We start from the raw sequence: 13,804 nt of genomic DNA on the forward strand, positions 1-13,804 counted from the left end.
ATTTTGTCCAATTCGGCGCTTTTTCTGGTCAGTTGACCTCCAACCAGTGTTTTTTTAGCGAAATTCTCGCATTTGTCCCTTTAGCTCATATCACTAATTTCATATACTGGCTTTTTTATTTTTATTTTGACGTGCACTTAATGTCTTCGCAGTTATCTAAAGAGCAACTTTTCGCCTTATTTGAAGAAATAAAACAGGAGCAGGCAAACCAGTTTCCGCTGTCTGAACGCTTTCTTCGTCAGTACTTCAATTCCGCTTTACTTGCCAAAGCTAAGGAGTACCTAAAAGATGAACAAGTTTGCTACCTGCAACATAGCGAAAACTTTGCCCAAATTGACGCTCAAGTGCTCGGTAACTATGGCAATACTTTTACTCAACATATCAAAATAAATCAAACCCAAGGCAGTGTTTCTGTCGAAGCCAATTGTTCGTGCTCAAATAATCCCAAATGTCGCCACATTGCCGCTGTTCTACTTAAGCTCAAGATTGAGCACTCAGGTGGCTTTGGCGAAGCGTTTTTGGTTAATGACTGGTTTAACGAGCTTGCGCAGCTCCAGCAAACAGACAAAGCCGATGCTGAAAACGTGTTGCTGTTTGTACTAGAGCCACGAGCAAATGAAGTCCTTGTGAGTCCTAAAGTTTCTCCTAACCGTCCTGATGGGGTTTACCCACTTGGTCGGGCCCTAACAGAGCAGCAGCTCAATAGCCAAGTTGCACCTGCGGGGTTGTTAGAAAATGACTTTAGATTGTTTAGTTGGATCCGTTCGCAAAATACCCCAGGCCATTTCGAATTATTTGGTGCGTGGGGGTTTAATGCATTAACGCAACTGGTTCATACGCATCGCTGTTTCTATCGTAATCATCGTCAACCTTTAGAGTTTGCTCACAAACAAACGCTCGATTTCTATTGGCATCAAGAAGGCAGTGAATATCAGCTAAAAAGTCGTTTGGCCAATGTAGAACATTGGCGCCTTATAAAAACCGAGCCTCCTATGTATTTAGATACCGAGCATTTGGTCGTGGGTCGGATAGAATCAGAACTTACTGCACAGGAAATTGCGCATCTTCATACTATGCCCGCCATCACCGAAGAAAAGCTTGAGCAAGTGATGGCACGTTTCCAAGACGTTTTTACTGATGATGTAATTGCGCCACCCGCCGGGTTTGCGCAGCTGGCAAGCAGCCAATCCAATGTCGCTAAACTGATTAAGCTCGATAAGCCAAACCGGGTTCGCTTTACCATTGAGCCTCTTGGCAAAGGATCGACGAAAAAACAATTAGCCAGATTGGAGCAAGTCTTAACGGGCCTTGGGTTTGTTCATGAAGGCGATGAATTTTTATTACCCACCGAAGATGGCGTAGAAATCCATTGGTTTAATAAAGAGGTGAGGCCACTTCTACAAGGTAAACGTTGGATTGTCGACGAGCTTCCCAATAATGGTGCTGTGATCACTCCCAAAGTACTGTTAGAGCTGAAACGAGACAAACAACACCATGTGCTAGGTAAGGTGATGTTAGATGATAAACCCGTTACGCTAAACTGGGATAAACATCCTGTACATGAGTTGAATAATTTGGCGCACGAATATCGCTACGTTGAAATCGGAGAGCAGTTTTACGCAATCCGCAAAGCCGTATTCGATGAGTTACTTGAGCTAAAACTACGCTTTAGCTATTACCTTTCTAGTTCACAATTTAAATTTCCGCTTTCCTACGCTAAAAAGCTGTTTGAGTTAGCGCATATTCATGCTCAGTCGCAAGATAAAAAGTTACTCGAATATCTAGCAGAACTTGATAAACCTATTGAAACCGCAGAAGTTATTCCTGCTAGCCAGGGACAGACATTCACCCTGCGGGACTATCAGGTACAAGGGGTTAACTGGCTTAAGTTTTTAAATCGCCACCAGTTGGGTGGGATTTTGGCTGATGACATGGGGCTTGGAAAAACGCTTCAGGTGATTGCATACTTTATTTCGCAGCACAATACATTGGTAACACAGCCTAGCTTAATCGTCTGTCCAACTAGCTTAGTCGGCAACTGGCGTGATGAGTTTAAGCGGTTTGCTCCTCATTTGCCACTTACTATTATTCATGGTTCTAATAGAGAGGAGGCACTTACTAACCTTGCAGGTGCACGTTTTATATTGACAACTTACCCACTACTCAAACGAGATGTGGCATATTATAAAGGGCTAGATTTCGATTCTATTGTTTTAGATGAGGCCCAATACATTAAGAATGAAACTGCTCAAATTTCCAAATGTGTCAAAAGTCTTTCGGCACGCTTTAAGCTATGTTTAAGTGGAACGCCCGTTGAGAATAATTTACTCGAGCTCAAATCTTTGCTCGATTTTGTTATGCCAGACGTATTAGGGACTAAACAGCAGTTTAAGCAGCATTTCCAGATCCCGATAGAAAAAGAACAAGATCGCCCACGCGCTCGAGAGCTAAGATCTTTGATCGCACCATTTATTTTGCGTCGAACCAAAGCCGAAGTTGTCACTGAACTTCCTAACAAAACAGAGCTGATTAAAGAGTTGGAGTTTTCTGACGAGCAACAGCGCCTGTATCAGGGAGTTCAGCATCAGGTCGAAAGCAAGTTGCTCAACCTTTTCCAAGAGCAAGGGGTGGAAAGAAGTAAATTGGCATTCTTGGATGCGCTGTTAAAGTTGCGCCAGATCTGCTGTCATCCTCAGCTCGTGGATAAAACCCTGACAGATCATAACGGTGCTAAATTCGAATGGCTGGCTCAACACCTACCTACGTTATTAAGTGAAGGACGTAAGATTATTATCTTTAGTCAGTTCACCAGTGTCTTAGACTTAATTGCCAAGCAATGTCAGCAACAGCAGTTAAAATATACCATGCTAACAGGACAAACTAGGCAAAGAGACAAAGCAATAGAAGCGTTTACCCAAGGTAAGTGCAATGTATTTTTGATCAGCTTAAAAGCCGGTGGCACTGGTTTAAACCTCACCCAAGCCGATACCGTTATTCACTTTGATCCATGGTGGAACCCTGCGGTGGAAAATCAGGCAACCGATCGTGCCTATCGTATCGGCCAGGATAAGCCAGTGTTCGTCTATAAATTGATCATGGCTAACTCCATAGAAGAGAAGGTATTTAAAATGCAACGCGACAAACAAGCGTTAGTTGACGCATTATTTGCCGAGTCAGGCGTTAATCTTGGCCAGTTTGATGAGTCTCAAATGCTCGCGTTAATAAAAAACTAAAATAATTTTGAACTAAATAGAAAAGGGGTGGGTCTATGATAGTGCTTATTGTGAAATTGCTTGAGCAATGGGCATATGTTGATTTCCCCCTTTGTTACTGATTGTAATAGGCCAGCTTATTTAAGCTGGCTTTTCTTTTTTGGCAATTGCTATAATTTGTACTGGTTGAAGTAAAATCACATTTCCCTCCATTTTTATTCCATAATCTCGCGCTTTAATAGCCATAACGGAGAAACGCCATTGGCCAATTAGGATAATGCTATGCTTTGCTATGACGAGACTATGTCACACCTAAACTTTATTGAGACACAATCAGAAACTGACTATGATCTACTAAATGAAGTTGCGAGCTCAGAAGATTTGTCTAGTATACTAACCATGTTACTGTTCGATGATACGCTTTCTGACAAACTCAAACGTCAAGTTAGGCAACAGTTAAAAAAGTTAAAAGCAAAGAGTAAATAAACCCTATGTCGACCCCATCAAGAGTTTTGCTCGTCGAAGACGACCAAGATATTGCAGAGCAGGTGTTATTGTTTTTTAGAGCGTCTGGTTTTGAAATGTTTCATATTGCCGACGGGGCTGAGGTTGTACCTTGGGTGCGTGCTAACCAGCCAGATGCAATCTTGATGGACATTATGTTACCGAATCAAGATGGCGTGGAGTGTATGCGCCAAATACGAACCTTCTCTGAAGTGCCCATCGTAATGTTAACGGCAAAAGTTGCAGAAGTAGACCGTCTTAAGGGCCTTGAGTTTGGAGCGGATGATTATGTCTGCAAGCCCTTTAGTGCCGCAGAGTTGGTCATGCGCATGAAGGCAATTTTACGCCGTTGTGTTAACGCTAATGCCTATCAAAAACCCATTGAAGTGAATCGCGAAGAACTCACGGTGAGGTTAAACGGCAATACTCTGGGTCTGACCAAAGTTGAGTTTGATGTTTTTGCGCTTTTATACGATGCGCCAAATCGGGTATTTTCAAGACAACAAATACTCGATCATATCCAGCCCGATAACTTTGATATTTCTGACCGTGTGATAGATAGCCACATAAAAAACATTAGAAAGAAAATCAAAGGGTTAGATTTATCTCCTAAGATTGTTGAATCCGTTTATGGCGCGGGTTATCGCTACAACGGCCAACAGATCACAGAATGACTAAGTGATTGAAATTTATATCTAAGGTATTATCAAAGTAGAAGAACTGATGAGATCTTAATATGCTTTGGTCAATGCTTTCAAATACGCCTGCATGGTTTAGTTTAATGCTATTTGCGGGCGGAGCTGTCACTCTCCTCCCCGTTGTTTGGGTTATTCGAAGTACGCTAAAAGGCAAGCTTAATGCCCAACAAGCTACAGAACAAGCGTTACGCAGCCAATTAACACAAGCGGAGCAAGTTGCTGAGCAATTAAGATCTCAGCAAATGCAAAACCATGGGCAGTTACAACAATTGCAGGCGCGACTAGCCGAGCGTCAGCGCCAAGCCTCAGAATATCAGCAATTATGGCAGCGAGAGCTAGATGCCAAAGAAGAAATTCAGGCCCATGCCCATGGCCTCGAAGTAGAGATGGCCAATCTACAAACGCTATTGGAACAGAAGCAACAGAGTTTTGAGCAGCAGCTCGCTCAACTAGAGCATGCTAAAGTACAATTAAAAGAAGAATTTCATAATCTTGCAAATCAAATTTTTGATGAAAAGAGCGAGCGCTTTAGTCATCAAAGTAAAGAAAAAATCCAACAGTTGCTCCAGCCAGTTCAAGGAGAATTAAAAGGTTTTCGAGATAAAATGGAAGCCATTCATAGTGAAGAGTTAAAACAACGGGCCTCGTTGAAAACTGAGCTCTTGCACCTACAGGCCAACAACAAAGCCATGACCGAGCAAGCAGATAGGTTAACTACGGCGTTGCAAGGACAAAAAAAGGCACAAGGTAACTGGGGTGAGCTCATGCTTGAGAATGTGTTGGATAGTGCAGGGTTACGACCTGGTTATGACTATCAGCGTGAGGTTAACTTCAACACCGACGAGGGAAAGCTTCGCCCCGATGTGGTGGTATATTTACCGCAGTCACGGCACTTGGTTATTGATGCAAAAACCTCTCTAAATGCCTACACTCGTTATATTAACGCCACGACTGACAGTGAAGCAAATCAAGCCATTGTTGCACATACCGAGGCAATTACAGCACGGATCAAAGAATTGGGAAGTAAATCCTATGAGCGCTTACCTGGATTGAATTCGCCTGAGGTCGTTATCATGTTTATTCCTGTTGAATCGGCATTTGTAGAAGCGGTTAAACACAAACCAACGCTTTACCAGGACGCACTACAAAATAATGTGCTCGTTGCAACGCCTACAACTTTGCTTACTAGTTTAAATATCGTAAAGCAGCTTTGGCGCTTTGAGGAGCAAAGTAAACATACGCGTGAACTTGCGCTAAGAGCAGAGAAGTTTTACAACAAACTCAATAGTTTTTTGCACAGCATGGAGGGGGTTGGCAAACAGCTTGATAAAGCCAAAGAGAGTTATGAACGGGCATTTTCACAACTTTACATGGGTAAAGGGAACCTGATTAAGCAAGCCTCAGAATTTAAAGAGCTCGGTGTAGCCGTGGTGAAAGAATTACCTGATGAATTAGAAGAAAAAGCCAAACTTGAACTTGAGCCAGTAAGCCCTATCGTAAACAGTGACGAGTCTTCATAATTCTACAGCGGAAAAACTTTAAAGGCCCTTCAGGGCCTTTATAGCAATTGAACAAATTCTAAGTACCTTACTTAGGCGCTGGCATTAAGGTGCCTTACATTTTGCGTAGTCGCTATGCCTAGGTGAGTCCGAATATAAATGCATATACAGCGCAAATTGACTGACATCGCGCCAGACATTGCTGTTAGCTGGTGGACAAAGCGATTGTTCGATATACCCCTTAAGTGCCTGTCCTGTTAAAGCCAACTTAGTCGGAATGCGAATAAATACATTGATATCGTCTTTACTGGTTTTTACATGTGAAAACTGCCAAGTGCCAACCATATACTGCTTGGTAAAATAACGGTTAATGCGCCTTTTGGACTCTTCACTCAGCACTAAGCTCGGCGTAGCTGAAGTTTCAGTGGTATAGGCCCAAGCACTAATGAATGAGACTATCGTCGCCAGCACAAAAGTCCAAATGATGGCTGGTGATAAAGTATTTTTAGGTTTGATCTTTACTTGCTTTTGGCTTGCTCTAGATTCAACAATCTTCAACCATTCGGCATGTTTTAGCGTCCGTTGTGTCATTGATACTCTCCGTTTTTGCATGTTGTTATTTAAGCGCTGCAATGTGGAGTAAAGATGGAGTGTCAAAACATCAGACCAGTGCCGTTATGAGGTATAAGGTAGATCAAAAAATTCTTTATTATTGATGTAAGAATAATTCTAAAATCCGCGTCTTTTCTTAGATAGAAAGCTTAATATTAGGTGAGTATTAACTAAGTAAGTACCAACCTTTTAGTCGGAAGTCGAATAGTCAGCAGATTCTGTTGTGTTGTTAACTTATTTACGCAATACGAAGTTGATTTCCCTTCAGAACGACCAAATTAAGTAAACGTATGCTTTTTATTGACGCTGCGTTCAACATATTCACGGGACAAACTATGCAATTTTTGAATAACAAGCTAGAAAACGCGGTTCGCAAGCCTATCTCGTTGGCTGTCGGCGCTGCGCTTCTTTCAACTATTTCAGTTCACGCACAAGCGGAGAGTAACAACACAGAAGCCAAAGAAAGTGTTGAAGTCATCGAGATCACAGGGACAAGAAGAAGCCTTCGTAGTGTCGCTGAAAGTACCGTACCGGTAGATGTGATCTCTTTAGATGACATGCAAAGTACCGGTCAGTTAGAGCTGAGCCAAGTACTAACTACTCTTGTACCGAGTTTCAACTTCCCTAACTCTACGCTTGCTGATGGCACCGATCATGCTCGTCCTGCGGTACTTAGAGGCCTAGCACCAGACCACACATTGGTACTTGTTAATGGCAAGCGTCGCCATGCCGGGGCTTTACTTAATTTAAATGGCACTGTGGGCCGTGGCTCAACAGCGGTTGATTTAAATACTATTCCAGCTGCTGCAATTAAACGTGTTGAAGTACTGCGTGATGGTGCGGCTGCGCAATACGGATCAGATGCCATCGCTGGTGTTATTAATATTGTTCTTAAAGATGCAGAAGAAGGCGGCAGTATCAGTGTGACTTATGGTGAGCACGATACACAAATGGCGGGTGTACCTGATTTATTAGAAACCCGTAGCAATGCTGAAGGCGACTTAGATTTTGTATTAGGTGGTGACCGTAAGCGTAACGATGGTGGCACAACCACGATTGGTGCTAACATCGGCTTTGCTCTAGGTAACGATGGCTTTATAAACTTGTCTGCTGAGTATAGAGATAAGAACCCAACGAATCGTTCAGGCTTTGATCCACGAGAGCAGTATGCTCGCGATGAAAATGGTCAACTAGACTCGAGAGAATTTTCATTTGACCGTTACAATCATCGCTTTGGTAAGGCTGAAGTGGAAGATTTTGCATTATTCTATAATGCTGGCTACAACCTAAATGGTGATACTGAGCTTTACTCATTTGGTAGCTACTCAACACGTGAAGGTAATTCAGGTGGCTTTTATCGTCGCGCAAAAGACAGCCGTAATCTTACCGCTGTCTATCCTGAGGGATTCTTACCACAAATCGTTAGTGATGTAGATGACTATTCGTTTGCAGTAGGCGTGAAAGGTACTGCTGGCGAGTGGGACTACGATGTTAGTACTAACATTGGTACCAATGACTTTTCGCTAGGCGTAGTCAATAGCTTAAATACCTCAATGGGCGCAACGAGCCCTACAGAATTTGATAACGGTGCATTGGTTTATTCGCAGTGGCTGGTTAATGCTGACGCAAAAACGGTATTGGACTTAGGGCTACCAGACGATGTGTTTGTCACTATTGGTGCTGAATACCGTCGTGAAACTTATGAAATCGAAGTGGGTGAAGAGGCCTCATACCTCACTGTGTTAGACGCAGAGGGTAACCCTGTCGCTGCTGGTGGTGCTCAAGTCTTAGCTGGATTCTCACCAGCAAGTGCGGTTGATGAGTCTCGTCACAACATTGCTTTATTTGCAGAGTTTGATACGTATTTAACACAGGACTGGAACTTAGTGTTGGCTGGTCGTTTCGAAGATTACAGCGACTTTGGCAGTACCTTTACTAGCAAATTGGCTTCGCGTTATGTGGTGTCTGACAATTTATCACTACGTGGCGCTATCAGCACGGGCTTTAGAGCCCCTTCTCTTGCGCAAACTTCGTATAAATCAATCGCTACAGTATTCGAAAATGGTGTGCCAAGTGAAGTGGGTCACTTCCCTGTTGGTACAACAGCGGCAAAAGCGCTAGGTGCTCGTGAATTAGAGCCTGAAGAATCAGTTAATATGACTGCTGGCTTTGTGTATACGCTAGATGCCTTCTCATTTACAGTTGACGCCTATCAAATTGATATTGACGATCGCATAGTGCTTTCTGAAAACCTAAGCGGTCCAGAAGTCATTAATATTCTGCAACAAGCGGGTGAGCTAAATACGCAAAGCGTGAGATACTTCACTAATGCCATTGACTCTCGCACTAAAGGCGTTGATGTTGTTGCTACTTATAGCTTAGATCTTGCTGATTATGGCAATTTGCGTTTAAGTGCCGCGGTAAATATTAACGATACTGAAGTAACTCACGTTAAAGCGAACCCCGCAGAGCTTGAAGCGCTTGGCGATAGCTATGAGTATTTTGCGCGTCGTGAAATTGCTCGATTTGAAGACGGCACACCAAAAGATAAATGGAATTTGGCTGCAATTTGGCAGTATGGTGATTGGCAAACCACCTTGCGAGCGACACGTTATGGTGAAACCGTTGATTCTTCAAGTGCCGTTGAGGGTGATGAGGTATTAGATGCTAAGTGGATCACTGATTTAGAAGTTGCTTATAACCTAGGCGATAACTGGAAGTTTGCTGTGGGAGCCAACAACCTATTTGACCAGTATCCTCAAGATACGGTGAGTAATATTGGTTTTACAACGTTTAACCAAATCTTCCCTTACTCTGCGTTCTCGGCATATAACACCGATGGTCGCTTTGTGTATGGCAACATTAGCTACCGCTTCTAATACTAATTTTTAAAAAGATGAAAGGCCAAGCAAATGCTTGGCCTTTTTGTTTCTTAATTGACTTGAACTTCGGATATTCAATGCCTTCCTAGCAGCTAGGATTTAGCGTTAACCGCGTTGAATTCACTTTTAATAGCTGGCTGTGGGATAACAGTTGCCTAAAAACAAGTTGTTATCCCAAGCTCTGATTACTTACAATTCGGGGTCATTTTCTACTGGGGTATCTACCGCATGAGGTAGATCTATTTGTATACACAGGCCACCAAATTTACCTGACTTCACACTGATTTTTCCATTCATCGCTTCTATGATGCTTTTACAAATAGAAAGGCCTAATCCCGATCCCCCTGTGGCACGGCTTCGCGAAGCTTCAACTCGGTAAAGCCGTTCGAACAATTTACTCTGCTCATCCTCTGATACCCCAGGCGAGCTATCATCGACCTGTAAAAATAACCCATGCTTATTCACAACAGCCTTAAATCTCACTTTTCCTGGTTTGTCTGTATATAAGCAGGCATTTTTCGCGAGGTTATCTATAACGCGATCTAGCTTTGGTTTATCAATGTAGATAGCCGCAGTATCATCAACGTGAATGTCGGCAATAAACTGTAGCTGATTACTCGTTACTAACCTATCAATGTCATAGACATAGCTTTGAATAACGGTTTGAGCATCATGTTGTTGACTATGGATCACTAGTGCGTCGTGGTCGGCCTGAGAAAGCTGATAAACATTCGAGATAAGATCGTTAAGTTGGTTGATTTTGTTATTTATTTTCGCATAAGCCAAGGTGCTATCATCAATGAGGTTATGCTCCATCGCTTCAATATGCAGCTTTAATACGCTAAGCGGTGTGCGAAGCTCATGGGAGATATCAGCGAGCATTTTGTCTTTATGTTCGATGTTTAATTGGTACATTTTCGCTTTTAAGTCAGCATTTCTGTGTTTAACAATAAAAAATCCAACAAAAAATAAACCTGCCAAGAAAGTAGCGATTGCGGTAATTAACCACATTTGTGTTGATAGCTTTGCATTTTTTAGGTTGCTCTCTGCCAGTGCTTGAGTATTTCTAGCTTGTTCGAGTTCTTGGGCTTGGATCAGTGCATCAATACTTGCCTTGTAGGTACTGACTTGCTTTTTGATATTCTCGGCATGCAACCATGACTGCAGTTCTGAGGTGGACTTCATAAGCTGATATGCTTCTTTGTAGTCTTGAGTATAAGCTAACGTAAATGCCTTAAGACGATGATATTTTTCTAGTAATACTTCAGCTGTTTCTATCTCTGTTAATTCATCAAGCTTAGTCAATAGCTTCTGGGCTTCGGGTATTTCTTCACGCGCTAATCTGACCTCGAGCTCAGTTAAATAAGCGTAGAACTGTTGTAGTGTAGAGCTTGTTTGGGAAGCATATTCAACGCCCGCTAGCGCATCTGTCAGCGCGCTATCTAGGTCAGACTTTGCTATATAGATAAGTGCCGATGTGCGATAAGAGCGGCTTAATGAAACTCTAGCGTTTAATTGTTTTAAAAACTCAATCGCTTCTTTAATTTGTGATAAGGCCTCGTCAGTTTTACCATTTTGAAATTTTAACTCGGCCAACCTAAGCGCAGTACCTGCCACATTTCGTAATTCCTTTGAAGCTTTGTCGGCAGCCAGCGCTTGTTGAAAAAAGTACTCAGCGTTTTCTTTGTCACCCAATCGAATTGAAATATCTCCGAGGTTGTAAAAGTTAGCGCCTTGCTTTTCGTATTGGTCCGTTCCTTTTAACAGTTCGTATGCTTTTAGATGGTATTGCATCGATTGGGCTAGTAGATTTCTGTGATCAGCAACAACGCCTAAATTATTGTAGGTTTGGGCGATTAGGTTCGACTTGTTCATCGTTTGAGCCGACGTAAGTGCTTTTAGGTAAAAATGTTCTGCTTGCTCAAGTTTACTTAAACTTCGGTAATTAATACCTATTTCTCTATATAGATCGTATTTACGACTCTCAGTCAGGAAAAATTGCTGCTCAATAAAGTTCAGAGTCGATATCGATTTTTCATATAGATCCTGCTTTCTATAAATCATAGCCTGCAGGTAGATGGCTTGATAACGCGTATCTTCATCTTCACTGTCGTCAATCTGCTCAATCATTGCGAGCGCTTCGTTATATTTACCCGCTATTTCAAGCGATTTTAGTTCTGAAATCACGGTCTTGTCTGCTTGACAATGAAATGCAGCAAGTAAAGCAAGTATGGGTAGTATGTTCCTAAAAGGATTCATATAGCAAATTCATCTAGATTTATTCGATGTTACAGTGTGACACTGAAAAGTGGGGTAAATATGGAAAGTGTAAAGGGGGTTTACAACAAAATAGTAAAGCTCCAGACTAAAGAATAGTAATATTATGATATTTAGCCAAAAAAATCCCAGAACAAAATTTTACTAAGTAAGTTAGTAAAAATGTGACCTGTCGAAGATTTAGTTAGTAAAAATTTGGTTTGTGAAGGTTGTAAAGGCGAAAAAACACACGGTTTTTAGCTGGGATCTGGGATCATGTCGATAAGATCGGGATCATTTTGCTTTAAGTTAATAAAAGTCTGATCCATAAACCTAACTGGTTAGTAAAAATATGATCTAAATAATAGTAGTTGGTAAAAGCGTGATCTGTATAGTGAAGGCTAGTAAAAATGTGATCCAGAATAGATAAAAGGGCCTTGCGGCCCTTGCTGATTAAGGAACTATATAAGTAGCTATCTAAATCGACTATTAGAATTGGTTCATCGTGTTGGCTTCACCGCCAGCTTTTAGTGCGTTTTCTCCAGAGAAGTACTCTTTATGGGTGTCGCCAATATTAGAACCCGCTAGGTCTTGGTGTTTTACTGATGCTTGCTCGCGACGGATTTCTTGTCGTTGAACATCACGTACATAGGCAAGCATCCCCGCATCACCAAAATAGCCTTCGGCCAAAATATCCGTGCTTAGCGCTGCGGTGTGATACGTTGGCAATGTAATAAGATGGTGGAAAATCCCCGCTTCTCTTGCCGAATCACGTTGGAAGTTTTGCACCAACTGGTCGGCTTCAGTTGCAAGCTCTGTGGCATCCAGTTCTGGTGCCATTAGTACTTTTGCATCAGCACTAGGATCTGGGTAAGCGGAAAGGTCTTTGCCTTGCTCTTGCCATTGTTGATAAACCTGCTCACGGAACTTCAGTGTCCAGTTGAACGAAGGCGAGTTATTGTACACTAGCTTAGCATTAGGTACTTGCTCACGAACTCGGTTAACCAGCTCTGCGATTTGTTCGATATTTGGCTTTTCGGTTTCAATCCATAATAGATCTGCACCAGATTGAAGACTAGTTACACAATCAAGTACAACGCGGTCTTTTTCTGTGCCCGCTCTGAATTGATACAAACCGTTGTCTAAGCGAACCGGTTTTTGTAGCTCACCACCCAGTTTAATTGCCATCTCACCTTCTTGTAAGTCAGCAGCTGAGGTAACAGGTGTGGTATCTAAATAGCTAGTGTATTGGCTTGCAAGGTCACCTGGTGCTTTTGATACTGGCACTTTTTGCGTCAAACTCGCGCCTAGAGAGTCAGTACGGGCCACAATAATGCCGTCTTCAACACCAAGTTCAAGGAAAGCGTAACGCACAGCGTTAATTTTGGCTAAAAAGTCTTCATGGGGAACCGTCACTTTACCCGCTTGGTGACCGCACTGTTTTGCATCCGATACCTGGTTTTCGATTTGAATTGCACAAGCTCCAGCTTCAATCATTTGTTTAGCTAACAGGTAGGTTGCTTCTTCGTTACCAAAACCGGCATCAATATCAGCAATAATAGGCACTACATGGGTGTCAAAGTTATCAATTTTGTTGAGGATCTCTGTTGTATCTTGGCCTTTTGCTCTTGCTGCATCAAGGTCTTTGTAGAGATGATCTAGCTCTCTTGCATCAGCCTGCTTAAGGAATGTGTAGATCTCTTCAATCAATGCAGGAACCGCTGTTTTTTCATGCATACTTTGGTCTGGCAGTGGGCCAAATTCAGAGCGTAGTGCTGCCACCATCCAGCCACTTAAGTAAACGTAAGAACGTTTTGTGGTTTTATTGTGACGTTTAACTGCCATCATCATTTGCTGTGCGGTAAAGCCATGCCAACACCCTAGTGACTGCGTGTACTGGCTGCTGTCTGCGTCGTATGCTGCCATGTCTTTACGCATCACCTTTGCCGTGTACTTTGCGATATCTAACCCGGTTTTAAAACGGTTTTGTAGGTGCATACGACTGGCATACTCAGGACTGATAGACTGCCAAGTTTTTCCTTGGCTCTGACATAAACTAGAGAAACGATCTAACTGAGTTTGATACTGAGACATAATTAGCTTCCTTCGAACGGGTACTATAAATCAAATTAAATTCTGGT

The 13,804-nt window shown here is 42.4% G+C and carries 8 protein-coding genes; 5 read left to right on the plus strand and 3 right to left on the minus strand.

Annotated elements, in window-relative coordinates; all coding sequences use genetic code 11:
* The first annotated feature begins 140 nt into the window (after positions 1 to 140).
* From CEX98_RS13690 to rmuC, 4 genes are all read left to right on the plus strand, one after another.
* Entirely contained in the window at positions 141 to 3,233 is a 3,093-nt protein-coding gene (locus tag CEX98_RS13690; RefSeq protein ID WP_099642617.1) for a DEAD/DEAH box helicase, read from the plus strand.
* Positions 3,234 to 3,494: 261 nt separating this feature from the next.
* Entirely contained in the window at positions 3,495 to 3,698 is a 204-nt protein-coding gene (locus CEX98_RS13695; RefSeq protein ID WP_099642618.1) for a hypothetical protein, read from the plus strand.
* A 5-nt stretch (positions 3,699 to 3,703) separates the two neighbouring features.
* Positions 3,704 to 4,390, plus strand: coding sequence for a response regulator (locus CEX98_RS13700; RefSeq protein WP_099642619.1), 687 nt, complete (start codon positions 3,704 to 3,706; stop codon positions 4,388 to 4,390).
* A gap of 62 nt (positions 4,391 to 4,452) precedes the next feature.
* Positions 4,453 to 5,934 (plus strand): DNA recombination protein RmuC, encoded by a 1,482-nt coding sequence (gene rmuC / locus CEX98_RS13705; RefSeq protein WP_099642620.1) that lies wholly within the window; start codon positions 4,453 to 4,455, stop codon positions 5,932 to 5,934.
* A gap of 84 nt (positions 5,935 to 6,018) precedes the next feature.
* Here rmuC and CEX98_RS13710 read toward each other — a convergent pair whose 3' ends face one another.
* A complete protein-coding gene (locus CEX98_RS13710; RefSeq protein ID WP_099642621.1) occupies positions 6,019 to 6,504 on the minus strand; it encodes a hypothetical protein in 486 nt (161 codons plus the stop codon).
* A 356-nt stretch (positions 6,505 to 6,860) separates the two neighbouring features.
* Between CEX98_RS13710 and CEX98_RS13715 the strand changes: the two genes are divergently transcribed.
* Positions 6,861 to 9,404 carry a TonB-dependent receptor plug domain-containing protein gene (locus CEX98_RS13715; RefSeq protein WP_099642734.1) on the plus strand — a complete coding sequence of 848 codons (2,544 nt, stop codon included), beginning with the start codon at positions 6,861 to 6,863 and terminating at the stop codon, positions 9,402 to 9,404.
* A gap of 192 nt (positions 9,405 to 9,596) precedes the next feature.
* Here the strand turns inward: CEX98_RS13715 and CEX98_RS13720 are convergent, their stop codons facing one another.
* On the minus strand, positions 9,597 to 11,666 hold the full coding sequence (locus CEX98_RS13720; RefSeq protein WP_099642622.1) for an ATP-binding protein: 2,070 nt from the start codon (positions 11,664 to 11,666) through the stop codon (positions 9,597 to 9,599).
* A gap of 486 nt (positions 11,667 to 12,152) precedes the next feature.
* Positions 12,153 to 13,757, minus strand: a complete 1,605-nt coding sequence (locus CEX98_RS13725; RefSeq protein ID WP_099642623.1) for an isocitrate lyase — start codon at positions 13,755 to 13,757, stop codon at positions 12,153 to 12,155.
* Between the last annotated feature and the right edge of the window lie 47 nt (positions 13,758 to 13,804).

Source organism: Pseudoalteromonas piscicida (genome assembly GCF_002744175.1).
GTDB classification, from domain to species: Bacteria; Pseudomonadota; Gammaproteobacteria; order Enterobacterales; family Alteromonadaceae; genus Pseudoalteromonas; species Pseudoalteromonas piscicida_B.

Excerpts from the sequence above, each read along its gene's own strand:
- CEX98_RS13720 (WP_099642622.1), bottom strand. The coding sequence starts at position 11,666 with ATGAATCCTTTTAGGAACATACTACCCATACTTGCTTTACTTGCTGCA.
- CEX98_RS13725 (WP_099642623.1), bottom strand. The coding sequence starts at position 13,757 with ATGTCTCAGTATCAAACTCAGTTAGATCGTTTCTCTAGTTTATGTCAG.
- CEX98_RS13715 (WP_099642734.1), top strand. The coding sequence starts at position 6,861 with ATGCAATTTTTGAATAACAAGCTAGAAAACGCGGTTCGCAAGCCTATC.
- CEX98_RS13695 (WP_099642618.1), top strand. The coding sequence starts at position 3,495 with ATGCTTTGCTATGACGAGACTATGTCACACCTAAACTTTATTGAGACA.
- CEX98_RS13700 (WP_099642619.1), top strand. The coding sequence starts at position 3,704 with ATGTCGACCCCATCAAGAGTTTTGCTCGTCGAAGACGACCAAGATATT.
- CEX98_RS13710 (WP_099642621.1), bottom strand. The coding sequence starts at position 6,504 with ATGACACAACGGACGCTAAAACATGCCGAATGGTTGAAGATTGTTGAA.
- rmuC (WP_099642620.1), top strand. The coding sequence starts at position 4,453 with ATGCTTTGGTCAATGCTTTCAAATACGCCTGCATGGTTTAGTTTAATG.
- CEX98_RS13690 (WP_099642617.1), top strand. The coding sequence starts at position 141 with ATGTCTTCGCAGTTATCTAAAGAGCAACTTTTCGCCTTATTTGAAGAA.